Below are 25571 nucleotides of genomic sequence, written 5' to 3'. Positions count from 1 at the left end.
TTTGTCCCAGCCATTTGTTTGCCGGCGGATCAGCGGTAGGGAGGTGGCGGCGGAGAACCTGGCGGTGGCGGCGGAATTCTTGCCGGAGTAACCCTTTGCGCAGGGGATTGATCGGAAAATTCTGCCGATACCGGAACCTTGTGGCCTTTGCCGTACATGCACTGAACGTAGGCATTGTCGTAGTTTTGTTGGGTGGCATAACCGGCGCGGCGGGCTTCGCCGCTGCCGGCGATGGTGCCCGCCATTAATCCGGTACCGGCGCCGATGGCAGCACCGCCGCCACCGCCCAAAGCCGCGCCGGCAGCCGCACCGACCGCCGTACCGACGGCGGCGCTGCCGATCTGACTATCCGCGCTGGCTTGATTCGGTGTGGCGCCGACTTGTTCGCCAGCGTACTGTTGGCACAGATAATCGTCCTGGCGGAATTGCTCGAACGTCATGCTGCTGCCGGGCAAGGCCATCACGCTCGGCCCGGATGGCAGGTGGGCACAGCCGCCGCCCAGCAAAACAACGCCGACCAAGCCGATAACGCCGTTACGTTTCATGACGCGTCTCCACTCAATTCGGCGGCGTTGGCGCGACTTGGCGCCAGCCGCCGGGGCATTGGTTGATGTAAGGGTAATAGCCGGCCGGATTGTCGCAGTAATACCAATAGCCTTCCGGCAAGGGTGCGTTGGGCGTGGCCGGTCGTTCGCGTTCGATGTAAACCGGCGGTTGGGCCGGAACCGTTATGATTTCCCGCGGATAGTAAGGATATGCCGGGTAGTAGGGATAAGCCGGATAATAAGGCCGCGGAAACAGTGGGACTCCCAAGTAAAAACCGAAGCCGGGATGATAGTGGCGGCCGAAACCATGGACGTGGTGGTGCGGGCCGGCGTCGGCGCCGAATGCCAACACCGACATGACCGCACCTGCGGCCAGCCAAGGCCGGAGTCTAAGTTTGTCTCTACCCATAAAATCCTCAACTGGTTTGCCGACTGGGGAACGGGATATCGATCGTGACGCGCAAGCCGCCGGCTTCGCGGTTTTCGGCGCCGATCCGGCCGCCGTGCGCTTCGATCGCGCGTTGGGCGATGGTCAGGCCCAAGCCGGTGCTTTGGGCTTTCGCCGGTGTGCCGCTGCGAAAAAACGGCTGAAATATCGCCGTTAAATCTCGATCGGGAACCCCTGGGCCGGTATCGTCTACCCGGATTCTTAAGCGCGCATTATGACGGTCGAAATCGGCGGTTAACGCCACGCGACCGTCGCGCCGGCTGTGCTGGACCGCGTTGCGCAGGACGTTTTCGACGGCTCGGTGCAGCAATTCGGGCAGGCAGTAGCCGCGCACGTCGCCGATCCCGGAATAATCCAGTGAAATTCCGTTCTGTTGCGCTTCGAAGCCGACGTCCTCGGCGATATCGGCCAACAAGTCGGCAATATTGAGCAGTTCGAACGTTTGCTTATTGATCCCTGCTTCCAACCTGGACAACATCAGCAGTTCGCCCACCAAGTCGCTGATGCGCTGAGACTCCCGTTCGATGCGCTCCAAGGTTGCCGGTAATTTTTCCGGCTGTTGCTGGGCCAGGCCGATTGCAGCTTGAATCCGCGCCAACGGCGAGCGCAATTCGTGGGACACGTCGTGCAGCAAATGTTGCTGGGCGCCGACCAAATTGCCGATTTGCTGGGCCATGTGGTCAAAATCCCGTCCCAAATCGCTTAATTCGTCGCGGCGCCGGCCCATGCCCAGGCTGATACGGGTATCCAGCCGGCCTTGGGCCACGGCATGAAAGGCATTGCGCAGATTGCGGATCGGTCTGGCGAAGTACCATGCCAACAGCGCGCTAAAAACCAGGCTGGCGAAGCTGCCGGCCAGTATCGGTGCAATGGGCGACGGCGGCGTGCGCGGCGGCGGCCGGCGATTGTCCCGGTCGGGCGGCGGGCGTTGGCCGGGGCCAGCCAAGCCCAGCAGGTCCGGTGGATTGGGTGGCAGGGCCATTCTGAAATTGTCGGCGAAACCGTTTTCCGGCGACGGTACGAATAACAGATAACGGTGGCCGTCGTCGGCAGAGACCATGCGGATCGCGTCCGGATATTGGCCGTTTGCGTAAAGCGTCCGCGCCTGCTGCAAGATTTCGGCCGAGACTTCGCGGCCCAACAATTCCCGGTCCTGGTCGTCCACCGCGAAAATCGGCGGAAACCGTTCCTGACGCAAAGCATGGATAAAATCGCGCAAACCGGCGACGCCGCTGCGCGGTAACAAATTGGCGGCAACACTGACCATCGAAGCGATATGCCTGACGTTGATCCCATTGGGTTGATTGGCGCGTTCCGCTTGTTGTTGCGATTCCCGCAGCCAGAATATCGTGCCGACACCGATGCCCGCCGTCAGCCAGGCCAGCCAGAATGCGAAAAAGAACTTCCAGAACAAGCGGCCCATCTCAATCCTTAACCAGTTGGTAGCCTTGGCCGCGCACGGTCTGGATGTAGGAGCGGCCGTCGGCCTGATTGCCCAGTTTCTGGCGAATACTACTCATGTGCACGTCTATGCTGCGGTCGAAGCGGGCCAGCGGCCGGCCCAAGGCTTTTTCCGACAAGGCTTGTTTGCTGACCACCTGGCCGGCCTGGCAAGCCAGCGCTTCGAGTAGATTGAATTCGGTGCTGGTCAATTCCAGGGTTTGGTCGAACCAGATCGCCTTGCGTCTTTCGCTCCATATTTGCAGCGGTCCGACCAAAATCGGCCCATGTTGCCGGAGGTCGGCCGCAGCCTGGGTTCGGCGCAAAATCGCCCGGATTCGGGCGACCAGCTCGCGCGGTGTGCAAGGCTTCGGCACGTAATCGTCGGCGCCGGATTCCAGGCCGATGATCCGGTCCACATCGTCGCCTTTGGCGGTGAACATCAGGATCGGCACCCGGCTCTCCAGTCTGATTCGGGCCAGGATTTCGGTGCCTTTGATGTCCGGCAGCATGATGTCCAAGATGACCAATTGGTGTTTGCCGGACAGGGCCTGTTGCAGGCCGGAATGGCCGGTCATGGCGATGTCGACTGCGAAGCCTTCCCGCTGCAAATACTCGCTGAACAGCCCCGCCAGTTCCTCATCGTCGTCGATAATCAACACGTTGCTCATCTGCTTTGACTCCACCAAAATTCGATGCCGCATGATAGCGGTTGCCGGCGCAATCGCGCCAACCGCTTTTACTTGATTTTACTTTGCGCTAACCGCAGTTAACTCCCTGTTTGCAATACTGGATTCCGGCATATAGCTGCTCGGCGTTGCCGTTTATCCGATCAATCCAAGTCACGGAGTTGTTATGAAGAAGTTCTTAATTGTTGTAAGTCTGTTGCCGCTTGCCGTCGCCGCCGGCCCTCGCCACGGCGAACCTCGTTGCGAGGGCGGTTTCGATTCGGCTCGTCATGGCGAGTTTGTTGCAGGCGAGCATCTGCCGCACTTTCTGCGGCCGCTGAATCTGAGCGATGCGCAACGGGCGGAGATCAAAAACCTGTTGCAGAACCGGTTTAGCCAGGGCAAGGAGAAGATGGGCCAGGGGCGGGCGATGCACGAGGAGTTACGGAAACTGAGTTTTTCCGCCGACTATAGCGACGAGAAAAGCCTGAGCCTGGTCGAAAAGTCGTTGGAATTGCACAAGCAAGCCGTGTTGGATAAGGCTAAACTCGACAATCAGATCTATAAACTGCTGACCCCGGAGCAACAGCAGAAGTTACAAGCCGAGCTGGACAAAGCCGAACATTGAATCACACTGTTAATTGCCCATGATCCCAGGCAAGGCATGCTGGTCGGGGAGTCGGTGGATTGAAGGCCGGTTGGCGTCGGTTGACCAGGATTCTTGGCTCGGTGTGGCCGGTGTGCACCAAAACGGAAAATTGTTAATGACCAAACAAGCATAATTTCGTAAAATCTCGCTGTTTTTATCTCTCCGGAACGGGATCGGCCGCAAGGCTTATCCCGTTTTCTACATCTAAGGTGGCCAATCTTGAATAAACCCGCATTACTGGTATTAGAGGATGGGACTGCGTTTCACGGCGTTTCGATCGGCGCCGATGGCTGTTCCGTCGGGGAAGTGGTATTTAATACGGCGCTGACCGGTTACCAGGAAATCCTGAGCGATCCTTCCTACGCCAGACAAATCGTGACTCTGACCTACCCGCATATCGGCAACGTCGGCACCAATGCCGAGGACGACGAGTCGGCAAAAGTATTCGCCAGCGGTTTGGTGATTCGCGACTTGCCGTTGCTCGCCAGCAGCTGGCGCCAGCAACAAACCCTGCCCGAATATCTGCAACGGCACAATGTGGTGGCGATCGCCGATATCGATACCCGCCAGCTGACCCGCTTGCTGCGCGATAAGGGCGCCCAACGCGGCTGCATCATGGCCGGCGAAGCCGTCGATATCGCAGCGGCTACCCGGGCAATCGCCGATTTCCCAGGTTTGCAGGGTATGGATTTGGCCAAGGAAGTCACCACCGGCCAGGCCTACGAGTGGACCGAAAATGTCTGGCGATTGGGCGCCGGCCATGAAACCGCGCCGAACTTGGTCAAACATGTCGTCGCCTACGACTTCGGCGTCAAACGCAATATCCTGCGGCTATTGGCGAACCGAGGCTGCCGGGTCACGGTAGTGCCAGCGAAAACGCCGGCGGCCGACGTATTGGCTCTGAATCCGGACGGGGTGTTTCTGTCCAACGGCCCCGGCGATCCGGAGCCTTGCGATTATGCGATCGAGGCGATCAAGGTTGTTTTGGAGAAAAAAGTACCGGTGTTCGGGATTTGCCTGGGCCACCAATTGTTGGCGCTGGCCAGCGGTGCGAAAACCGAGAAAATGAAATTCGGCCACCATGGTGCCAACCACCCGGTCCAGGACTTGGCTAGCCGCCGGGTCATGATCAGCAGCCAAAACCATGGATTTGCGGTCAGCCCCGACAGTTTGCCGGCCAATCTGAAAGCCACCCACGTGTCGCTGTTCGACGGCAGCTTGCAGGGCATCGCCCGCACCGACGTACCGGCCTTCAGTTTTCAAGGCCACCCGGAAGCCAGTCCGGGGCCGCACGATGTGGAATCGTTGTTTGACGATTTCATTACGCTGATGGACCAGTCCCGTTAAGCCCAGTTTTTTATAGAGTGATATGCCAAAAAGAACCGACATAAAATCGATTTTATTACTGGGCGCCGGACCGATCGTCATCGGCCAGGCCTGCGAGTTCGACTATTCCGGCACCCAGGCCTGCAAAGCCTTGCGCGAAGAAGGCTACCGGGTGATTCTGGTCAACTCCAATCCGGCGACGATCATGACCGACCCGGACATGGCCGATGCGATTTACATCGAGCCGATCGACTGGCAGACCGTCGAAAAAATCATCGAAAAAGAACGCCCGGACGCGATTTTGCCGACCATGGGCGGCCAGACCGCACTGAACTGCGCGCTGGCGTTGGATAAGCACGGCGTGCTGGCCAAATACGGCGTGGAAATGATCGGTGCCACCAAGGAAGCCATCAACAAAGCCGAGGACCGCGACCTGTTCAATCAGGCCATGCGCAAGATCGGCCTGGAAGTGGCCAAATCCAAAGTCGCCCACAGCATGGAAGAAGCTTTTGCCGCGCAGGAAGAGGTCGGTTATCCGACCATCATCCGGCCCTCGTTCACGATGGGCGGCAGCGGCGGCGGTATTGCCTATAACCGCGAGGAATTCATCGAGATTTGCGAGCGCGGCCTGGATTTGTCGCCGACCAACGAACTGTTGATCGAGGAATCGATTCTGGGTTGGAAGGAATTCGAAATGGAGGTAGTGCGCGACCGTAACGACAACTGCATCATCGTCTGCTCGATCGAAAACTTCGATCCGATGGGCGTGCACACCGGCGACTCGATCACCGTCGCCCCGGCGCAAACCTTGACCGACAAGGAATACCAAATCATGCGCAATGCCTCGCTGGCGGTGTTGCGCGAAATCGGCGTCGATACCGGCGGCTCCAACGTGCAGTTTGCGGTCAATCCGGATAACGGCCGCTTGATCGTGATTGAAATGAATCCGCGGGTCAGCCGTTCCTCGGCCCTGGCTTCCAAAGCCACCGGTTTCCCGATTGCCAAAGTCGCGGCAAAACTGGCGGTCGGTTTTACGCTGGACGAGCTGCGCAACGAAATCACCGGCGGCGCGACGCCGGCTTCGTTCGAGCCGAGCATCGATTACGTGGTGACGAAAGTGCCGCGGTTCGCGTTCGAGAAATTCCCGCAAGCCAACGATAGGCTGACCACCCAAATGAAGTCGGTCGGCGAAGTGATGGCAATCGGCCGTACCTTCCAGGAATCTCTGCAAAAAGCCTTGCGCGGCTTGGAAGTCGGGGTCGATGGTCTGGACGAAGTGGCGGATTTGACCGATTCGAACGCCCAGGACATTATCCTGCGCGAATTGCGTTACCCCGGTCCGCAACGTTTGTGGTACCTGGCCGACGCATTCCGTAGCGGTTTGAGTTTCGCAGAAATCCACCAGGCCTGCAAAATCGAACCCTGGTTCCTGGCTCAGGTTGAAGATTTGATCTCCACCGAAAAGGCACTGTCCACCAAAACCCTGGCAACCTTGGAGCCCGGCGAATTGCTGCGGCTGAAACGCAAAGGTTTTTCGGACAAGCGTCTGGCGAAATTGCTGGAAACCAAAGAGTCGGAAGTACGCAACGTCCGCCACAAGAAAGGCATTCGGCCGGTGTTCAAGCGCATTGACTCTTGTGCGGCCGAATTTGCTTCCGATACGGCTTACCTGTATTCCACCTACGAGCAGGAATGCGAAGCCAAGCCGTCGGACCGGGAAAAAATCGTGATCTTGGGCGGCGGTCCGAACCGGATCGGTCAAGGTATCGAGTTCGACTATTGCTGCGTCCATGCAGCCTTGGCGCTGCGCGAGGATGGCTATGAGACCATCATGGTCAACTGCAACCCGGAAACCGTGTCGACCGACTTCGACACCTCCGACCGCTTATATTTCGAGCCGTTGACCTTGGAAGACGTGCTGGAAATTATCGATCTGGAGAAGCCTAAGGGCGTTATCGTGCAGTACGGCGGCCAAACCCCGCTGAAACTGGCGCGTGCACTGGAAGCTGCCGGAGCGCCGATCATCGGCACCTCGCCGGACTCGATCGACTTGGCCGAAGACCGCGAACGCTTCCAAAAATTGCTGGAGCGCTTGAATCTGTTGCAGCCGCCCAACGCGACCGCGCGTTCGGTGGAGCAGGCCGTCAATTCCGCCAAGGAAATCGGCTATCCGCTGGTGGTGCGGCCGTCCTACGTGCTGGGCGGGCGGGCGATGGAAATCGTGTTCAACGAAGACGGTCTGCGTCGGTATATGAAAGAAGCCGTCAGCGTCTCCAACGACTCGCCGGTATTGCTCGACCGTTTCCTGGACGACGCGGTGGAAATGGACGTCGACGCGATTTACGACGGCGAAACGGTGCTGATCGGCGGTTTGATGGAACACATCGAACAGGCTGGTGTGCATTCCGGCGACTCGGCCTGCTCGATTCCGCCTTACGATTTGCCGGCCCATTTGCAAGATCAGTTGCGGGCGCAGGTGGCGAAAATGGCCGAAGCCTTGGGTGTGCGCGGCTTGATGAACACTCAGTTTGCGATTCAAGGCGAGACCGTATACGTGTTGGAGGTTAATCCACGTGCGTCGCGGACTGCGCCGTTCGTATCGAAAGCGACCGGTTATCCGCTGGCGAAAATCGCCGCGCGTTGCATGGTCGGCAAATCTTTGAAAGAACAGGGCGTGACCGAAGAACGCATCCCCGAGTATTTCTCGGTCAAGGAAGCGGTGTTCCCGTTCATCAAGTTCCCCGGCGTCGATCCGTTGTTGGGGCCGGAGATGAAATCCACCGGCGAGGTGATGGGCGTCGGCAAAACCTTCGGCGAAGCCTTCGCCAAGTCGCAACGCGCTTGCGGCGTGGATTTGAGTCATAGCGGCAAGGTGTTGATCAGTATTCGTGATGCCGATAAACCCAAATTGCCGGAATTGGCGAATATGCTGATCGCCAAAAATTACGAAATCGTCGCGACGCCGGGCACCGCCCGCGTGTTGCGCGAGGCCGGGATCGCTTGTAAAGACGTGTTCAAGGTCAACCAGGGTCGGCCGCATACCGTGGATATGATCAAGAACGGCGAAATTCAGATGGTCATCAACACGACCGACGGCGCGAAAGCGGTAGCGGATTCGTTCACGATGCGGCGGGAAGCGCTGCAGCGCAAGGTGACTTATTACACGACGATGGCCGGCGCCAGAGCGGCTTGTTACGCGTTGGGTGAACTCGATGCCGGCGACGTCAATTGTCTGCAAGATTTGCATAACAGTTTTAACGGATGAAGCAAAAAGGGGAGCAGTAGATGCAAAAATTTCCGCTGACGGTGGCTGGCGCCAATAAGCTGCGCGCCGAGCTGGAGGAATTGAAAACCGTGATTCGGCCGCGGATTATCCAGGCCATCGCCGAGGCCCGCGAGCACGGCGATTTGAAAGAAAATGCCGAGTACCATGCGGCGCGCGAACAACAAAGTTTTGCGGAAGGGCGGATTGCCGAAATCGAAGGCAAGTTGTCCAATGCCAATATCATTGACGTGACCAAAACCGATGCCAACGGCAAGGTCGTATTCGGCGCGACGGTGGAAATCGAGGATCTGGATTCGGGTAAGGTTGTGACTTACCAAATCGTCGGCGAGGACGAAGCCAATATCAAGGAAGGCAGGATTTCGGTCGGATCGCCGATCGCGCGGGCCTTGATCGGTAAGGAAGTTGAAGATGTCGTGACGGTGAAGGCGCCGGGCGGCGATGTTGAGTACGAGATTATTTCGGTCAAATATATCTAGCCGGTTCGAGCGGGGAGGCGCTGCCTCCCCAATAGGCTATTTTTTCGGGTTCTGCCGGTAAACCACAGCAATTTGGCCAATAGACTGAATCAGCTCGGCTTGGGTTTCAGCGCAAATTTGTTCCGAGATCACTGCGCGTTCGTCCCGGTCGGCGCGAATTTTAATTTTGATCAGTTCGTGCGCATCCAGCGCGACATTGATTTCTTTCAGCACCGCTTCGGTCAGGCCGGCCTGACCGATGATCACCACCGGGTTCAAGGCATGTGCCTGGGCTTTGAGTTTTTTCTTTTGGATGGGATTCACGCAGTTTCCTTGACTTCTAAAACCGAGCGATTTTACACGAATAGAAAAATGGCACGCAGCAAAAGTAGCCAGCAGTGGATGCAGGAACATTTCCAGGACGAATATGTCAAGAAAGCCCAGGCCCTGGGTTACCGCTCGCGGGCGGTATTCAAGCTGATCGAAATTCAGGAAAAAGACAAAATCATCAAACCTGGTATTAATATAGTTGACCTGGGTGCGGCGCCCGGAGGTTGGTCGGAATACGCCAGCAAGATCGTCGGCAAGAAAAGTAAAGTGATTGCGCTGGATTTGTTGCCGATCGAACCGATCGAGGGTGTCGAATTCATTCAAGGCGACTTTCGGGAAGACGAAGTCCTGGAAAAATTGTACAAAGTGCTTGATGGTGAGCCGGTGCACTTGTTATTGTCGGATATGGCCCCCAATATGAGTGGTAGCCGGGAAATGGATCAGCCGCGCTCTATCTATCTCGGGGAATTGGCATTGGACGCCGCTCAGCGGATTTTAGTCAAGGGTGGGACGTTTTTAATAAAAATGTTCCAGGGCGGCGGTTTCGACGAGTACTATAATCAGGTGCGGCAGCAATTCAGCAGCGTCGCAATCAGAAAACCCAAGGCTTCGCGAGCGCGGAGCAACGAAGTCTACATTCTGGCGAAAGGTTTTAAATGAACCGGCGAAATGCCTCGATTACAGGCGGTCCCAGCCGGTAGGGTGCGAGTACTCCTGATACAATTACTCGGTTTTTAAATATGTTGGCCATTCCTGGCTGGAGCGCGTAACTTGAGCGATATGATTAAAAATTTGGTTTTGTGGGTGGTCATCGCGGTGGTATTGATGGCCGTATTCAACAATTTCGGGTCGCGGGCGGTTCGTAGCGACGCCAATTTGTCGTATTCGCAACTGATCGACGCGGTTAAAGCCGGTCAGGTTCAGCAAGTCGCGATCTCCGATAATACGGTCAAAGGCCGCATGCACACCGGCGATAAGTTCAAGACTTATATGCCGAACGACCCGCATTTGATCGACGATTTGTTGGCGAATGGGGTCGAAATCACCGTGCAGCCGCCCGAAGAACCGTCGATGCTGATGCAGATATTCGTGTCTTTCGGCCCGATTCTGTTGCTGATAGCGGTTTGGGTGTTCTTCATGCGGCAGATGCAGGGCGGAGGCGTAGGCGGCCGCGGCGGCGCGATGGGTTTCGGTAAAAGCAAGGCCCGGATGCTGGACCAGGATCAGAACAAAGTCACCTTTGCCGACGTCGCCGGTTGCGACGAGGCCAAGGAAGAAGTCCAGGAAATGGTCGACTTCTTGAAAGACCCGGCCAAATACCAGCGCTTGGGCGGTAAAGTCCCCCGCGGTGCGCTGATGGTCGGACCTCCGGGTACTGGTAAAACCTTGTTGGCGCGGGCAATTGCCGGCGAAGCGAAGGTGCCGTTCTTCACCATTTCCGGTTCGGACTTCGTCGAAATGTTCGTCGGTGTCGGTGCCTCCAGGGTGCGCGATATGTTCGAACAAGCCAAGAAGCACGCGCCATGCATTATCTTCATCGACGAGATCGATGCGGTCGGCCGTTCCCGCGGTGCCGGCCTGGGCGGCGGCAACGACGAGCGCGAACAAACTTTGAACCAGTTGCTGGTCGAAATGGACGGTTTCGAAGGCCACGAAGGCATTATCGTCATCGCAGCGACCAACCGCTCCGATGTATTGGATAAAGCCTTGTTGCGTCCCGGTCGTTTCGACCGTCAAGTGGTGGTCGGCTTGCCCGACGTCCGCGGCCGCGAGCAAATTCTGAATGTGCATTTGAAAAAAGTGCCGATGGCCGACGACGTCAAAGTCAAATACATCGCCCAAGGCACGCCCGGCTTTTCCGGTGCCGACTTGGCCAATCTGGTTAACGAAGCCGCATTGTTTGCCGCCCGCTTCAACAAGCGCTTGGTCAGCATGGTCGATTTGGAAAAAGCCAAGGACAAATTGATCATGGGTGCGGAACGGCGCTCGATGGTGATGGACGAGAAAGAGAAGAAAATGACCGCCTACCACGAAGCCGGCCATGCCATCGTCGGCCGCTTGGTGCCGGACCACGATCCCGTCTATAAAGTCAGCATCATGCCCCGCGGCCGGGCTTTGGGTGTGACGATGTTCCTGCCGGAACGCGACCAGTACAGTGCCAGCAAGCGCAAGTTGGACAGCATGATTTCCAGTCTGTACGGCGGCCGTATCGCGGAAGAACTGATCTTCGGTTGGGAAGAAGTGTCGACCGGCGCGTCCAACGATATCGAGCGTGCCACCGAACTGGCCCGCAACATGGTGACCAAATGGGGTTTGTCGCAGCGCCTGGGGCCGTTGGCTTATAGCGAAGAAGAGGGCGAAATCTTTTTGGGCCGGTCCGTGACTCAGCACAAATCGGTTGCCGAGGAAACTTCGCATACCATCGACGAAGAGATTCGTTCGATCATCGATCGCAACTACGAGCGCGCCGAAACCATTCTGAAAGAAAACATGGACATCCTGCACGCGATGGCAGAGGCGTTAATGAAGTACGAAACCATCGACAAGTACCAAATCGACGACTTGATGTCGAGAAAACCGGTTCGCGAGCCCAAAGGCTGGGACGATACGCCGTCGCCAAGCGATGAGCGGAAAAACGACCATTGGGATCAAAAAAGCGGCGATGAATCGATTGGCGGTGCAGCCGAACAGGGCTGATAACGCCGCATGGAATAACAAGAGAGGCTCCGGCCTCTCTTTTTTTTGGTTTGAATAAGGTAGATTCGAGAATGGCAAAAAAATATTTCGGTACCGACGGTATTCGGGGTAAGGTCGGCGAGTACCCGATAACCGCCGACTTCATGTTGAAACTGGGCTGGGCCACCGGCAGGGTCTTTGCGCGGGAAGGCAGCGGCTTCGTCTTGGTAGGCAAAGACACCCGGATTTCCGGCTATATGTTCGAATCGGCGCTCGAAGCCGGTTTGTCGGCGGCCGGCGTCGATACCCGGATGTTGGGGCCGATGCCGACGCCGGGTATCGCCTATTTGACCAGGACGCTGCGGGCCAGAGCCGGCATCGTAATCAGCGCTTCGCATAATCCTTACTACGACAACGGCATCAAGTTTTTCTCGGTCGACGGCGCCAAATTGCCGGACGAAGTCGAGCACCAAATCGAGCAATATCTGGACGCGCCGATCACGACCGTTGAGTCGGCGAAATTGGGCAAGGTCAAGCGCATCAGCGACGCGGCCGGACGCTACATCGAATTTTGCAAGGCTACGGTACCGCCGCATCTGGACTTCAAAGGCATGCGCATCGTCATCGATTGCGCCAACGGCGCCACTTACCATATCGCGCCGCACGTGTTCAGCGAGGTCGGGGCTGAGGTGGTGACGATAGGCGCCGAGCCGGACGGCTTGAATATCAACGACGAATGCGGCGCTACCAAACCGGAGTATCTGGCTGCCAAGGTGCTCGAGTACCGCGCCGACTTGGGTATCGCGCTGGACGGCGACGGCGACCGCGTCATCATGATCGACCATAAGGGCGAGATCGTCGACGGCGACGAACTGATCTACATCATTGCTAAATCGCGCCTCGACGAAGGCAAATTGCTTGGGCCGGTAGTCGGTACGCTGATGTCCAATCTGGGTATGGAACACGCCTTGAACGCATTGAACCTGCAACTGCTGCGAGCCAAGGTTGGCGATCGCTATGTAATGGAAATGCTGACGGAGAACAAAGGCATGTTGGGCGGTGAAGGTTCCGGCCATATCATTTGTCTGGACAAAACCACCACCGGCGACGGCATCGTCGCCGCATTGCAGGTGCTCGCGGAAATGCAGCGTACCGGCAAAAGCCTGCACGACCTCAAATCCGGTATGAAGAAATACCCGCAAGTGCTGGTCAACGTCAGAACCGAGAAAAAAGTCAAAATCGAGGAAATCGACAGCATCAAGAAAGCCGTCGAAGCCGTCGAGAAAAAACTCGGCGACAAAGGCCGGGTGTTGTTGCGTTCGTCCGGCACCGAACCATTAGTCCGGGTGATGGTGGAAGGTGTCGACGAAGACGATGTCACCCGTTACGCCAACCAGTTGGCGGCAGACGTGAAGAAGGCCATTGCGGCTTGAATAAGCGGGCTTATCCCGATATCATATGCGGTCTTATTTAGCTTGGAGGGTGCAATGCGTCGATCTTTGATTATGGGGAATTGGAAAATGAACGGCTCTCGGGAAGAGGGGCAAAAGCTGGCGCAAGCCTTGGCCGACGGCCTTGGTAACGTCGAGCAAGAAGTCGCCGTGTGCGTTCCATTCGTCTACCTGTCAGATATCCGCACGATATTGGCGTCCTCGCCAATCGCCTTGGGTGCGCAAAATGTGGCGGACCAAGCGGCTGGCGCCTATACCGGTGAAGTATCCGCGGCGATGCTGGCCGATGTCGGCTGCAAATACGCCCTGGTCGGCCATTCCGAGCGCCGCAGCTACTACGGCGACACCAACGCATCCGTCGCCAAACGTTTCGCTCAAGCTTTGAGCAAAGGCGTGGTGCCGGTATTGTGCGTGGGTGAAACCCTGGAAGAGCGCGAGCAAGACAAAACCTTCCAAGTCGTCGACGAGCAATTGGACGCAGTGATTGCCGAAGCCGGCATCGAAGCGTTCGAAAAAGCGGTCATCGCTTACGAACCGGTGTGGGCGATCGGTACCGGCAAAGTCGCTACCGACGAGCAAGCGCAAGAAGTGCACCAGTACATTCGCAAACGCATCGCAGACAGAAATGCTGCCATTGCCGAGAAAGTACAAATTTTATACGGCGGTAGCGTCAAACCTGATAATGCCAAAGGTTTGTTTGCGCAGCCGGACATTGATGGCGGTTTGGTGGGCGGTGCATCTCTCGATGCCAAAGGCTTCCTGCAAATTTGCCATTCGGTTTAGTTTCATCCGATTAAGGTCTTTATGTTGTACCAAATTATAATAATTATTCATATCTTCCTGGGCATAGGCATCATTGGTTTGGTGCTGATGCAACAAGGAAAAGGCGCGGATGCCGGAGCAACTTTCGGCGGCGGCGCATCCGGTTCGGTGTTCGGCGCCCAGGGTTCCGCATCGTTCCTGTCCAGAACCACGGCAATTTTCGCGACCCTGTTTTTCATAACCAGCTTGGGTCTGGCGGTGATGGGCGGTTATCAAGGCAAAAAGACCGACATCGTTCTGGAAGCGGCTCCGGCAGCGGCAGAACCCGCTAAGTCGGAACTGCCGTTACCGCAGAGCGCTGCAGAGGTTCCGGCTGCAGTGCCGGGCGTAGTCGACGCCAAAATCCCCGAAGCGCCGGCCATCAAAGAAGTCGAAAAACCGGCCGCGCAATAAGTGTTAATGCCGACGTGGTGAAATTGGTAGACACGCCATCTTGAGGGGGTGGTGACGCAAGTCGTGCCGGTTCAAGTCCGGCCGTCGGTACCAGATGAGAATGCACTGAGGTGCAAAGAAGTACAAAAACCCGCGAATCTTCCAGGTTCGCGGGTTTTTTGTTGTCCAACGATGTGCAAGGAAATGCAGTAACAACTTGCAATTTTCGCAGTAACTTTTTCAGTAACACTGAATTGTAATGGTCAACAAAAACTGGACACCTGTTTAGACAGCGTCTTTAGAAAATTCCCGCTCCAATTCGCACGGGATATGATGGCCTAGCATTCAATGTGATTAGCGTTTATTGAGATAGTCGATCACGCTTAGTTTCGCTGCCTCTTGGGTTTTGATCTGTCCTAGCTGACCATCGTCGATTACATCGTGGTACACGAGCTATGCCATTCACACCAGCGCGATCATTCCGACGCCTTCTGGAACGAAGTGGACAAAGTCATGCCGGATTATGGCCGGCGTAAGGCATGGCTGCGTGATCGAGGGGTTGCCTTAGCGATTTAGTATGCGCCGGACCGGCCATAGCAAATGAATTGTCTATAATCAGGCTTGGCGAATTTATTTTACCGAGCTCCCATGTCCGACAATCACTCAAGCAAAGCCATTCTTTACGCTTTCTCCGCCAATTTGGCGATTGCGCTGACCAAGACCGCGGCCGCGGTTTGGACCGGGTCCGGTTCGCTGGTGGCCGAGGCGGTGCATTCGTTTGCCGATTGCGGTAACCAAGTGTTGCTGTTCATCGGCATGAAACGGGCGGTGAAGGAACCGACCGCGCGCCATCCGATGGGCTACGGCCGCGAGTCCTATATCTGGTCGATGATGGTGGCGATTACCTTGTTCTCGGTGGGCGGCCTGTTTTCGATTTACGAAGGTATAGAGCGTCTGCACGACAACCATGCGGTGGAAAACGCGGAGATCGCGATCGGCATCCTGGCGGCTGCCGTGGTGATGGAGGCGCTTTCGCTGAAAGGTGCGTTGGGGGCGATGCGCGGCGAACGGGGCGAGCGCAGTTTGTGGCGCTGGTTCCGCGAGACCCATTCCAGCGAGTTGATGGTGGTGATAGGCGAAGACCTCGCCGCCTTGCTCGGCCTGGTTCTCGCTGCCGGCATGCTGGGTTTGACGTTGCTGACCGGCGATGCGATTTACGACGCGATTGGCTCCATGCTGATCGGCGGCTTGCTGATTCTGGTGGCGCTGGCGGTGGGCCGCGAGGTACACGCCTTGCTGCTGGGCGAAACCGACCGCGAGATTCGCGATGCGGTGGTGGATTTTCTAAAACAGCAACCGGTCGTGGTTCAGGTGTTCAACGTTTGGGCTGTCAGTCATGGTAACGACGTGATGCTGGCGATCAAGGTCGAATTGTTGCCGGATTTGACCGTTTCGCAGGCCGTGTCGCTGAGCAACTCGTTGGAGAAGAACATCAAAGCCAGCCAGCCGCGGGTGAAATGGGTGTTTTTCGAAATTGATAACGCCGATTAACCGACTTTGGTTTCAAGTTTCGAAAGACCGTTTTTCGGCGAAGACCGTTTGCCAATCCTGCTCGAATTTGGTGACGGCGGCATCGGTGGCCGGCACCTGCAACATCTGCCGGGCAATATCCGTCGGTAACGTGGCCGAATGCACGCCCAGCTTTAACACCTCCAAAACCTGGCGGACGTTCTTGAAGCTGGCGACCAACAGTTTTGCCGGCAATTGGTAGCGCTCGACGAACTGCTGCAAATCGGCAACCACGCCGAGGCCGTCGCAGCCCAGGTTGTCGATCCGATTGAGATAGGGGGCCAGATAGTCGGCGCCGTTCATTGCCGCCAAGATGCCCTGCTGCGCGTTGTAAATCGCCGTCGCCAGCACCGGAATGTTCAGTTGTTTCAGGCGTTTGATCGCGGCCAAACCGGCGGCGTGGGCCGGAATCTTGACCACGATGTCGTAGGGCAGCGCATGCAGGCGTTCGGCTTCGGCGACGATTTGGTCGGTGGTATTGCTCAGCACCTGCACATGCAGCCGGCAGGCCGGACCTAAAATATCGCTAACTGCCGGCAGCAGCGCAGTCAAACCCAAGCCGCCGGTCGCCATGATGCTGGGGTTAGTGGTAATGCCGGCCAAAGGCAGAATCGCCGCTAGCGCCCGGATTTCGGAAATATCGGCGCTGTCCAGATAAAGTTCGTACATAGTGCTTGCCTAAAAATAACGTCAGGCCGGCGATTATTCAGAATGGCGGCGGCAAAGGCAACTAATGATCCGGTCTTAAATGATTTAACCGTTCGTGCTGAGCTTGTCGAAGCACAACAGCCTTTCGACAGGCTCAAGGCGAACGGACATTAAAACTTCTCAAGGCCGGACCACTCATGCTTGGCGAGTGCCTGTTTGATCTTGCCGGCCAGGGCGGCGACGCCGCGTTCGGTGACTTTGCGGTGATTGCCTTTCAGTTCGATATCGAATTGATAGGCAGCGGTTTCGGTGTTGACCTTGACCAAATCGCCGATTAAATACGAAAACAAAAAGCTGGGCTTGCTGTGCTGCCCGACCAGCACCCAGTCGGCGCCGGCCGCGCGGCCCAGTTTTGCCGCCTGGTCGGCGTAACGGAACAGGTAACCGAAGCCGGCATTCGCCGCGGCTTGCCGTTGCGGCGCAATCCTGACGATTTCAATGTCGCCACCCTGGCTTAAAGCCTGTTCCAGCAAAGGACGGATGCTGCCGGTGCGAGCCACTTCGGCCGGCGTATTCGGCAGCGAGGTCAGGTCGTTGGCTTCGAAGTCCAAAATCGCCAGCCGTTGCGCGCTATGGCTGCAGGGGCTTAACAATATCCATGCGGCGCAGCAGAGCGGTCTCAACATGGCGCACCTCCGCTCAGGCCGCGGCCGCTGCGGCGGATTGGGCGCGGTACAGTTCCGCGAACTCTGTCATCCCCAAGCTGGCCACGATTTGGCCGGCATCGTCGAGAATTTCGTAGAACACGCCGCCGTCGCCGACTATTTGAAACAGCACGATGACATCGATTTCGCCACCGCCTTCGCGGTGCGGTTCTTCCTTGGCCGGGCTGACCGTGTAGCTGCCGGTGGCGCGGATTTCCTTCAACGAACCGTCGGGGTGATACAAGCGGTGTTCGCCCTGGACGACAAAGGTCTTGTTCAATACTTTGTGGCGGTGCAGCACGATCTGGCGGTTCGCGGCAAATTTGAACAAAACGTCGACGCTGCCGCGGGCTTCGTCCAAGTCCAGAATCGAATAGGTCAAATGTTCGAAGCCGGCCAGGGTTTGCCAGCGGATACGGCGGTCGTCGAATAGGTACGCGGTCATAGTGCTCTCCAATGGGGTTGCCGAAATAACGGTGGATAACGGTGGCCACAGCTTAGCGACAGCGCATTGGTATGTAAGCCGAAACTTGCCCGGCGGATACGGGCAAATTGCCCGGCGTATGCGGCGGGCTTTGCCGGCGGCGGTGCGGCTTTTAGAATGAAGCGACTTTTTGGTATCCGGACCGGCGGAATATGGCATTACATTGGCATTTGTTGATTCGAATCGTGCTGGCCGGCCTACTGAGCTTGCTGGCGGTGTTGGGGTACGCTTTGTACCAGAGCCACCAGTTGGCGGAGCGGAACGCGGCGGAAGTGGCGGATGGCGTAGCGCGGCAGTTGGAAGCGCAATTGCTGTTGATCGATGCTGGCCTGGGGCGCGGCGGCAGCTTTCCGGATTTCGAGCTGTGGAAACAGGCTGGCGGCCAGGCCGGTACTTGTCTGGCCTACCAGCCGGAGACCGGCGGAACCCCGCGTAGCCTGTGTTACGGCGGCAAGCCGACGGCGCGGAATTGGCCGTCGGGTTTCGAGACCGCTTACCGCAGCCTGTTTCAGCCCGGCCTGCCGGTATCGCGTAGCATCCGCCGCCAGGATGCGCAATTCGGCGTGCTGACCTTCGCCGCCAGTGCCGAAACCGAAATCGCAGCCGCCTGGCAGAACGTACGCGACCTGGCGACTTTGTCGGCGGTGACGCTGGCCGCGGTTTGCGCTTTGGTGTATTGGAGCGTGCGCCGGGCGCTACGGCCGGCGCAAACCATCGTCCGCGGCTTGACTACCTTGGCGGCCGGCGACTTGGCGCACCGCTTGCCCGGATTCCAACTCGATGAATGGCGCCGCATTGGTATCGCGGTCAATGCCCTGGCCGAATCCCAGCAACAGTTGCTGCAACAGCGGCGCCAACTGGCAGCGAAACTGATCCAGCTCCAGGAAGACGAGCGTCGTTACTTGGCCCGCGAACTGCACGACGAATTCGGCCAATGTCTGGCCGGTATCAACGCGGTCGCCAGCTCGGTGAGATTCGGCGCTGCCGAACGGGCGCCGGATTTGGCGGCCGAGGCCGAACAAATCAATGAAATTGCCGGCGGTATGTTGCAGCGCTTGCGCGGCTTATTGCAACGGCTGCGGCCGGCCGAGCTGGAGCAGTTGGGGCTGGCGGCCAGCTTGCACAGCGCGGTCGCGGATTGGAATCGGCTTTTAGCCGGCAAGACCGCTTACCGCTTGCAGGTGGCCGGCGACTGCCGCCGCTTAACGGACCAGCAGGCGTTGGCGTTATTCAGAATTGCCCAGGAATGCCAGACCAATATCGTCAAACATGCCGCGGCGGCAAACGTGAGGCTGGCGTTGCAAATCGATGAAGGCCGGGCCTTGCTGCAGGTCGAGGACGACGGCGTGGCGCGGGAATTGCCGCTTGCCGGCGGCGGCCTGGGCTTGCTTGGCATGCGCGAGCGGGTTGCGGCTTTGAATGGCGAACTCAGTCTGGCAATTGCCGAACCGCACGGTCTGCGGGTTGCAGTGAGCCTGCCGCTGGCCCCGGAGCCGGAAGCGCAATGATCGCCATCCTGTTGGTCGACGACCACGCCGTGGTCCGTGCCGGCTACCGGGCCTTGTTGACGAAACAGCCCGATTTGCAAGTCATTGCCGAAGCCGCGGATGCCGCCGAGGCTTACCGGAAATACCGGCAGCAGCCGGTGGATTTGGTGATTACCGATATTTCCTTACCCGGCAGCAGCGGCTTGGAGTTGGTTGCCCGCTTGCGCCAGTTGCAGCCGGACGCCAAAGTTCTGGTGTTCAGTATGCACCAAAATCCGCTGTTCGCCGAGCAGGCCTTGCGGGCAGGGGCCCTGGGTTACGTCACAAAAAGCAGCCAGCCGGAGGAATTGCTGCGCGCGGTGCGCGAGGTATCTGCCGGACGCCACGTGTTAAGCGCCGATATCGCCCAGGCCATGGCTTTGGCAAAGTTGGGCGACGGCCACCCGGCACTACGCAAACTGACGGTACGCGAGTTCGAAATTTTGCGTTTGCTGGTGGCCGGCCATAGCGTCGAGGCCATCGCGGCGACTTTGCATATCAGTCCGAAAACGGTCTGCAATTGTCATTATTTAATCAAACGTAAACTTGGGGTCGGCAGCGACATCGAAATGACCCGTCTGGCCATTCAATGGCAGGTGCTGGATTTGGCGGAGCTGGCCGGCAAATAACGGTTTGTGCCGTTAAACCAAGCTCGGCGTCGCCCCGGCAGGGAAACAGGGCTCCCGCCGCCGCGCGAGCCACGGTCGTTAAGGGCCGCTGTAACGGCTGTTCGATTTTCATCAATTCTTAATCTGTTCCTAATCGGGACTTCAATTACGCGCATTAGAATCCTTGGCAATGGAATTTTATATGGAGCGTTTTATGTTAAGAGCGGTAACTGTTGCATTCGCGGGATTATTGGTTTGTTCGGCCGCATTCGCCGATGGTCACGGCCACGGGCACAAACACGGTCACCATAAACACCATCATCACGACCACTATGTCGAAGTGGAACGCGCCTACTATCCGGAACGCGTCGTCCAGTATGTGCCGGCGCCGCAACCGGCGCCACGCTACAACAGTTACGACCAGCGCTCCACCCAGGGTTTGGTCGGCGGTGCGTTGGGCAGCATGGCGGGTTACGAGATGAGCAAAGGCGATCCGTTGGGCGCGGGTATCGGTGCGGCGGCGGGTGCGTGGCTGGGTAACGGGATGAGCCGTTAGTTCTTTTGCTACGTTGGCAGTTTGTCGTCATGCCCGCCAAGCTAACCAAAGGGCACAAACGCGGGCGGCCAGCGCCATGGAGGGTCAGCTTCGATGCCTAACATACGGAACTAGGCGAATCGGTTTTAGCGTGGCGGAATAGCCCAGGAGTCGGAATGTCGCACAGAGTATTGGCAGGGCGCTTGAAAGCCCGGAAAACCAAGAAAGAAACCCACGACAGTTGCAGCAGGATAGAGCGATTGCTCAACGCACTGCTGTTTTTCATCGCCGTCTGCTACGGCTACTACGTATTGTCCTTCTCCCACCATCTGGTTTGATGTCGGGCGGCCCGTTCCCGGCTTTCGTCACAGAACGGGCCGGCCGGACTTAATCACTGTTTTTCCATGGTCTTAATGAAGGCGTCCGCTTCGTTAATCGACTTTTCCATTTCCACCACCAGCGCCGAGACGTCGGCTTTAACCGAGTCCAACTGGCCTTTCAACGACGCGATGGCTTGGGCGTTCAGGTTATGTTTGAGGTAGAGCACCTGGTCTCTGAACACGCTCAACACCGGTTCGATTTTGGTCTCCGCTTTCCGCATCGCCGTAATCAATTGCTGGTAATGGGCTTTGGTGGCCGTCAGCTTTTGCTGGCTGTCGCGGCGCAGTTTCGGGTTGCTGTACTGGCTTAACTCGGTCTCCCATTCGCTGAACAACGCCGCGGATACGTCTTCGATATCCGCTATCCGCTTATTGACTTCAGCCGCTTTGCTGACGCTGGCTTCGTATTCGACGTTCAACTTGTTATAGGTCGCCTCCAAGTCGCCGCCTTTGAAGTTGGTGACGAAGGTGAATTGCTCCAGCGCCGATTTGAACTGTTGTTTGGTTTCTTCCTGGGTATCGCGGGCCTTTTCCACCCGATGCACCATCACATCCCGCTTCGGAATGCCGATTTTTTCCAGGCCGCTGTAATAGACCTTGGAGCAGGCGGTGGCCGCCAAAAGCAGGCAGCATAAAAAGAGGCGTAAAAATTTCGGCATAAAAACTCCCGTTGAACTGGCTGGCCATTATAAGGCGGCGCAGTGACCGGACAAGCGGAAATCGGGGGCGTTAGGGCCATACCGTTGAGTTAAGCCGTTATATCGACATGGCTGTAGGGAACCCCCGTTCCCACGCTACCGTTATACACATCCTTGTTTGTAACCGTCATTCCGGCAGGGATTGCCGGAATCCAGGCTGCAAGGATCGCTTGAAGCTGCCGTCCATGGCACTGGATGCCCGCGTCCTGCGGGCATGACGGCACTTGTGTATAACGATGAGCGCTTCCGCGTGGGAATGCGTAAGGTTGGGGTTGTTATTTTGGGCGGGTGCGGTTTGGGAATTACGTGTCGCTATCGCGACGGGTGTTTTAATGCCGGTTCGCGGACCGGCGACCGCGATACTTTCGTTACGAAAACCATCCCTGGTTTTCGCCCTCCGGGCCAGCCTATCGGCTGTTCAAATTCGTTCCGGACGAATTTGTGCTCCGCCAAAGAAAAGTATCCAAAAGAAAGGCGGCCCGGATGCCGATTGTTTCCTGCGCGCCGAAGTTTTTGAATGGGGTTGACGGAAGGGGCTTCCTGCCCCTCCGTCAACGCGATGCATCCCTGCATCGCCCCTGCGGGCTATACCATCCAAAAACTCCGGTGCTCGGCGCGGCATACGGGAGAAACAGCGTCGCGGGCTTGAAAGGCTTTGAAGATTCTTTTGGGATTAGTGGAGTAGCTCCGAATAGCGAAGCGTATTCGGAGGAACGAGGGATATTCCAAACAGCGTTTGGACCATCTGCGAGAGTGCACACGTCCCAAATATTTGGCCAACATGCGTCCGATTACGCTACGCTAATCGGACCTACGAGCTGGAGAAAAACGATCCCGAAGTTTGCAGGACACTTTAGTTTTTATAAAAATGTAACCTCGATGGAGTGTAACGAAATCGAGGTTTTGTTGGCTTTGGTTATCCCGGATTTCGCTGCGCTTCATCCTGGCTACTTTCTCAATCAAAGGTTGATTACGTGAAAATTCCATTTTTTGATGCGTTGGCAAAAGGACAACGCCTTTTAATCGCTGGTGTTGGCGGCGGATTCGACATTGTCAGCGGTGTCCCCATTTACCTATATTTGCGCCGCCTTGGTAAGCAAGTGGCCATGGCCAATCTCTCTTTCACAGCGCTAGGTTTTTCTAAATGTGAAGAAATTAGCCCTGGCGCTTTTTTTGTTACCAAACAAGCTGCCGATTTGCCATATTTTCCAGAAAGACACATTTTGAATTGGTTGTCGTCTCGGGGAGAAGAGCCAGCAATGTATGCTTTTTCTAATGAAATGGGTGTCTTACCGTTAAGGAGTGCGTACGCCGAAATTGTCGAGCGCCATCAAATCGATACGCTGGTGCTGGTGGACGGCGGCACCGACAGCCTGATTTTTGGGGATGAACCAGGTATAGGAACAGTTGTTGAAGACGCGTGTTCAATGATTGCCGCCAGTGGCGTTGCCGTAAAACAAAGTTTTATGGCCGTGGTCGGCTTTGGAATAGATCATTTCCACGATGTTAACCACCATGCCTGTCTTGAGAATATTGCGACCCTAATCAAAGATGATGGCTATTTGGGTGCTTTTTCTCTAACTAAAGATATGTATGAGGGGAGGGGGTTCTTAGAATTGGTCGATTACCTCAATCAAAATATGCGCGTCCGACATTCTATCGTTACAAATTCGGTTGCTAGCGCAATGCAAGGTGAGTTTGGAGACCATCAAGTGACCAGTAGGACCAGTGGCAGCGAGTTGTTTATAAATCCATTAATGAGTTTGTATTGGACTTTTTCGTTACCTGCTGTGATAAGACGAATGGAGTTTGCTGCAAAAATTGAGAACAGCACTGAAATGGAAGAAGTTGCTAAATTGATCCGCTCTTTCAGGATAGGAAGTAGGATAAGGGTTCGTAAACGTATTCCATTATAAAAACTCGTAGCTTTGAATCAGATTGCGGGGTTGTACGTTGATACCGCGAGGGTTTCCCTCCCGTATGCCGCGCCGAGCACCGGAGCTTTTGAACGGATCAGCCCGTTAGGGGCGCCGCAGGGATGCGGCGCGTTGCCGAAGGGGCAGGAAGCCCCTTTCGGCGACCCCGTTCAAAAGCGAGGAGCGCAGGGAATAAGCGGCGTCCGGGTGTCTTTTCTTTTGGATACTTTTCTTTGGACAAGCAAAGAAAAGTATCGCGGTTGTCGGTCCGCGAACCGACATTAAAACAACCGTCGCGTTAGCGACACATAAACATCAAACGTTATACGGCGTAGAAATCCAATCCCTCAGCACCGCCTCGTCCCGCTCCGGCAAGTAGGCGAAATCCCCGGAAATGTCCTTGTATACCGATTCGGCGCTGTGGGTGGATACCAGCTTGCCTTTCAGCATGTAGAAAAACCAGGCGAAGGGGTAGCCGGCCTGGCGGTCGAAGCGGCTCAGCACGTTGCTGAGCGAGCTGCCTTTCTTGCCGGCGAAGTCTTCCAGGTGGGGCAGGTGGTTTTTGTGGGTGTTGACGATTTCGACGTTGACGATTTGTTCGCCGAAGCGGCCGGTGTGGCGGTAAGGGCGGATGATCCAGTCCTCGCTCATCCGGTGTTTCTGGCCGGCGCTGCTGCGGTTCCAGTCGTCCATGAAGCGTTGCGCCGGATGTTCGCCGGGGTGGCGTTCGTTGATCACTTCCATGAACAGCCTGACGTCGGTCTTGCGCCGGTAGGTGTAGCGGGAGTGGCCGAAACCGTAGCTTTCGATGCAGAACGGCTGGATCGGGTCGATCAGCTCTTCCAGGTCGGCCGGCGGATTGGTTTCGTCGATCAGCATCCGGTCCGAGACTTCGTGGGTTTTGTCGATTTCGATCAAGGTAAAGTCTTCGGCCTTGTCGCCGGTTTGCACGACGAAATACAGGGTCTTGCCGGTCTGGCGGGTGGCGATCAATTGCAACTCGAGCGCGTGGTCGATCAGGGTTTGCAGATTCTGGCCGCACTCCAGGTAGGTGCGTTCGGCCCACTCGATGATGTCGTTGGCGATGCGGGAGCCGTTCATGTCGACCACGCCGCCCAGCTTGTACCACTCGTCGCCGGTCAGGGCCAGATGAATCGGGTAATCCGGCACCAGCGCCTGCAATTTGCTGAGCAGCAGGTCGTCGGTTTGCCCCGGAATGACTTTTTTACAGCAGTCGGTGATGTCTTGTCCGGCAAGATTGAGTTTGGCTTCAGTCATGATCGGCTTCTGGAGTAGAGGTTGATTGTAAACGTTGCCGCACCAGTTCGCGCACGTCCGGTTCCGGGTCGTCCGCCAGCGCGGCCAGTTCGGCCGGATCGGCCTTCAGCGCCGCGGTATAGCGCACTACCCAGTCGCTATCGTGCAGCAGCAGAGCCACATCGTCGGCCGGCATGCGTTCGGCGACGATGCGGCGCACGTCCGGCGCCGGGTCGTTGGCCATCAGGCCCAGGCTGACTTCCGGCAGGCGTTCCGCGACTCGCTTGCGCACCTGCAAATCCTCGTCCTTGATGAAGCGGAACAGCCGGCCCGGCGGCAGGCGCTTGGCGACGGTGAGGCGCACGATGTAATCCGGATCGTCCGCCAGCCGTTCCAGATTGTCGGCGTCGATCCGATCGGCCACGGTCATCCGCACTTCGCGATCCGGGTCGTCGATCAGCGCCGCCAGTTGTTGCGCGGGCAGGCGGAAGGCGACGGCGCGGCGTACCACCTCGTCCTCGTCTGCGATCAGCGGCAACAAGGCTTTCAGCGGCGAGTAACGCACGGCGATGGCGCGGCGCTCCCAGAATTTATCGCGCAGAAAATTGACTGCGTACACCGGGTTGACGCGGAAGAAACGGTCGATTTGGCGGCCGCTTTGGGCGGCAACGCAGGTATCGCCGGGCATGCAGCGGCCCATCAGCAAGGTTTTGCCGCGGAACGGGCAAATGCTGCAATCGGCGATCGGTAGGCTGACGGGACGGTCCGCGTCGCTCAT

The 25571-nt window shown here is 57.1% G+C and carries 27 protein-coding genes and 1 tRNA gene; 17 read left to right on the top strand and 11 right to left on the bottom strand.

Annotated elements, in window-relative coordinates; translation table 11 throughout:
- Positions 1–29 precede the first annotated feature (29 nt).
- From ACH518_RS20240 to ACH518_RS20225, 4 genes are read right to left on the bottom strand one after another with little or no spacing between them, the layout of a single operon-like run.
- Positions 30–545 carry a hypothetical protein gene (locus tag ACH518_RS20240; RefSeq protein WP_445371402.1) on the bottom strand — a complete coding sequence of 172 codons (516 nt, stop codon included), beginning with the start codon at positions 543–545 and terminating at the stop codon, positions 30–32.
- A 13-nt stretch (positions 546–558) separates the two neighbouring features.
- A complete protein-coding gene (locus tag ACH518_RS20235) occupies positions 559–954 on the bottom strand; it encodes a hypothetical protein (RefSeq protein ID WP_445371401.1) in 396 nt (131 codons plus the stop codon).
- 7 nt (positions 955–961) lie between these two features.
- Positions 962–2416 (bottom strand): ATP-binding protein, encoded by a 1455-nt coding sequence (locus tag ACH518_RS20230; RefSeq protein ID WP_445371400.1) that lies wholly within the window; start codon positions 2414–2416, stop codon positions 962–964.
- A gap of 1 nt (position 2417) precedes the next feature.
- Complete coding sequence (locus ACH518_RS20225) at positions 2418–3104, bottom strand: response regulator (protein ID WP_445371399.1); 687 nt, start codon at positions 3102–3104, stop codon at positions 2418–2420.
- Between the two features lie 184 nt (positions 3105–3288).
- Here ACH518_RS20225 and ACH518_RS20220 point away from each other — a divergent pair, with 184 nt between their 5' ends.
- The 4 genes from ACH518_RS20220 (at position 3289) to greA (ending at position 8838) form a co-directional block, all read left to right on the top strand.
- Positions 3289–3729, top strand: a complete 441-nt coding sequence (locus tag ACH518_RS20220) for a Spy/CpxP family protein refolding chaperone (RefSeq protein WP_140911785.1) — start codon at positions 3289–3291, stop codon at positions 3727–3729.
- A 240-nt stretch (positions 3730–3969) separates the two neighbouring features.
- A complete protein-coding gene (gene carA / locus ACH518_RS20215) occupies positions 3970–5097 on the top strand; it encodes a glutamine-hydrolyzing carbamoyl-phosphate synthase small subunit (RefSeq protein ID WP_445371398.1) in 1128 nt (375 codons plus the stop codon).
- 22 nt (positions 5098–5119) lie between these two features.
- Positions 5120–8341, top strand: a complete 3222-nt coding sequence (gene carB, locus ACH518_RS20210) for a carbamoyl-phosphate synthase large subunit (protein WP_140911787.1) — start codon at positions 5120–5122, stop codon at positions 8339–8341.
- 20 nt (positions 8342–8361) lie between these two features.
- Entirely contained in the window at positions 8362–8838 is a 477-nt protein-coding gene (gene greA / locus ACH518_RS20205; RefSeq protein WP_064020763.1) for a transcription elongation factor GreA, read from the top strand.
- Between the two features lie 36 nt (positions 8839–8874).
- Here the strand turns inward: greA and yhbY are convergent, their stop codons facing one another.
- Complete coding sequence (gene yhbY / locus ACH518_RS20200) at positions 8875–9141, bottom strand: ribosome assembly RNA-binding protein YhbY (RefSeq protein ID WP_140911788.1); 267 nt, start codon at positions 9139–9141, stop codon at positions 8875–8877.
- Positions 9142–9189: 48 nt separating this feature from the next.
- Here yhbY and rlmE point away from each other — a divergent pair, with 48 nt between their 5' ends.
- From rlmE to ACH518_RS20160, 8 genes are all read left to right on the top strand, one after another.
- Positions 9190–9807, top strand: coding sequence for a 23S rRNA (uridine(2552)-2'-O)-methyltransferase RlmE (gene rlmE, locus ACH518_RS20195; RefSeq protein WP_140911789.1), 618 nt, complete (start codon positions 9190–9192; stop codon positions 9805–9807).
- A gap of 120 nt (positions 9808–9927) precedes the next feature.
- Positions 9928–11844 (top strand): ATP-dependent zinc metalloprotease FtsH, encoded by a 1917-nt coding sequence (gene ftsH, locus ACH518_RS20190; protein WP_186289524.1) that lies wholly within the window; start codon positions 9928–9930, stop codon positions 11842–11844.
- Positions 11845–11915: 71 nt separating this feature from the next.
- A complete protein-coding gene (gene glmM / locus ACH518_RS20185; protein WP_140911791.1) occupies positions 11916–13256 on the top strand; it encodes a phosphoglucosamine mutase in 1341 nt (446 codons plus the stop codon).
- 54 nt (positions 13257–13310) lie between these two features.
- Positions 13311–14057 carry a triose-phosphate isomerase gene (gene tpiA, locus ACH518_RS20180; protein ID WP_140911792.1) on the top strand — a complete coding sequence of 249 codons (747 nt, stop codon included), beginning with the start codon at positions 13311–13313 and terminating at the stop codon, positions 14055–14057.
- Between the two features lie 21 nt (positions 14058–14078).
- Positions 14079–14489, top strand: a complete 411-nt coding sequence (secG, locus tag ACH518_RS20175) for a preprotein translocase subunit SecG (protein ID WP_445371397.1) — start codon at positions 14079–14081, stop codon at positions 14487–14489.
- 8 nt (positions 14490–14497) lie between these two features.
- Positions 14498–14582: transfer RNA gene (locus ACH518_RS20170), tRNA-Leu, on the top strand.
- Positions 14583–14888: 306 nt separating this feature from the next.
- Entirely contained in the window at positions 14889–15044 is a 156-nt protein-coding gene (locus ACH518_RS20165) for a M48 metallopeptidase family protein (protein ID WP_445373022.1), read from the top strand.
- A 72-nt stretch (positions 15045–15116) separates the two neighbouring features.
- On the top strand, positions 15117–16019 hold the full coding sequence (locus tag ACH518_RS20160) for a cation diffusion facilitator family transporter (RefSeq protein WP_140911794.1): 903 nt from the start codon (positions 15117–15119) through the stop codon (positions 16017–16019).
- A 12-nt stretch (positions 16020–16031) separates the two neighbouring features.
- Here ACH518_RS20160 and ACH518_RS20155 read toward each other — a convergent pair whose 3' ends face one another.
- The 3 genes from ACH518_RS20155 to ACH518_RS20145 all read right to left on the bottom strand — a co-directional run bounded on the left by ACH518_RS20155 (position 16032) and on the right by ACH518_RS20145 (position 17834).
- Positions 16032–16706, bottom strand: coding sequence for a transaldolase family protein (locus tag ACH518_RS20155; protein WP_445371396.1), 675 nt, complete (start codon positions 16704–16706; stop codon positions 16032–16034).
- Positions 16707–16855: 149 nt separating this feature from the next.
- Positions 16856–17371 (bottom strand): DUF2380 domain-containing protein, encoded by a 516-nt coding sequence (locus tag ACH518_RS20150; RefSeq protein WP_445371395.1) that lies wholly within the window; start codon positions 17369–17371, stop codon positions 16856–16858.
- A 13-nt stretch (positions 17372–17384) separates the two neighbouring features.
- Positions 17385–17834, bottom strand: a complete 450-nt coding sequence (locus ACH518_RS20145) for a cupin domain-containing protein (RefSeq protein WP_445371394.1) — start codon at positions 17832–17834, stop codon at positions 17385–17387.
- 191 nt (positions 17835–18025) lie between these two features.
- Here ACH518_RS20145 and ACH518_RS20140 point away from each other — a divergent pair, with 191 nt between their 5' ends.
- The 4 genes from ACH518_RS20140 (at position 18026) to ACH518_RS20125 (ending at position 20880) form a co-directional block, all read left to right on the top strand.
- The gene (locus tag ACH518_RS20140) at positions 18026–19381 is read left to right on the top strand and encodes a histidine kinase (RefSeq protein ID WP_445371393.1); all 1356 of its coding nucleotides are present in this window, start codon (positions 18026–18028) and stop codon (positions 19379–19381) included.
- Positions 19378–20028 (top strand): response regulator, encoded by a 651-nt coding sequence (locus tag ACH518_RS20135; protein ID WP_445371392.1) that lies wholly within the window; start codon positions 19378–19380, stop codon positions 20026–20028. The genes ACH518_RS20140 and ACH518_RS20135 overlap by 4 nt, the downstream gene beginning before the upstream one ends.
- Before the next feature lie 193 nt (positions 20029–20221).
- Entirely contained in the window at positions 20222–20563 is a 342-nt protein-coding gene (locus ACH518_RS20130; RefSeq protein ID WP_445371391.1) for a glycine zipper 2TM domain-containing protein, read from the top strand.
- 155 nt (positions 20564–20718) lie between these two features.
- Positions 20719–20880, top strand: coding sequence for a hypothetical protein (locus ACH518_RS20125; protein ID WP_445371390.1), 162 nt, complete (start codon positions 20719–20721; stop codon positions 20878–20880).
- A gap of 53 nt (positions 20881–20933) precedes the next feature.
- Here ACH518_RS20125 and ACH518_RS20120 read toward each other — a convergent pair whose 3' ends face one another.
- Complete coding sequence (locus tag ACH518_RS20120; protein ID WP_445371389.1) at positions 20934–21581, bottom strand: DUF2959 domain-containing protein; 648 nt, start codon at positions 21579–21581, stop codon at positions 20934–20936.
- Positions 21582–22594: 1013 nt separating this feature from the next.
- On the opposite strand from ACH518_RS20120, the gene ACH518_RS20115 reads away from it, so the two are divergent.
- Positions 22595–23536, top strand: coding sequence for a DUF1152 domain-containing protein (locus ACH518_RS20115; protein WP_140911802.1), 942 nt, complete (start codon positions 22595–22597; stop codon positions 23534–23536).
- 315 nt (positions 23537–23851) lie between these two features.
- On the opposite strand, the gene ACH518_RS20110 is transcribed toward ACH518_RS20115, so the two are convergent.
- Both ACH518_RS20110 and ACH518_RS20105 read right to left on the bottom strand, forming a co-directional pair.
- A complete protein-coding gene (locus ACH518_RS20110; RefSeq protein ID WP_140911803.1) occupies positions 23852–24814 on the bottom strand; it encodes a hypothetical protein in 963 nt (320 codons plus the stop codon).
- Positions 24807–25571 (bottom strand): 4Fe4S-binding leucine-rich repeat protein, encoded by a 765-nt coding sequence (locus tag ACH518_RS20105; protein ID WP_445371388.1) that lies wholly within the window; start codon positions 25569–25571, stop codon positions 24807–24809. The genes ACH518_RS20110 and ACH518_RS20105 overlap by 8 nt, the downstream gene beginning before the upstream one ends.

The organism is Methylomonas sp. HW2-6 (assembly GCF_052474525.1).
The sequence above is the reverse complement of the archived record's forward strand: the minus strand, read 5'-3'. Positions and strand labels throughout refer to the sequence as shown.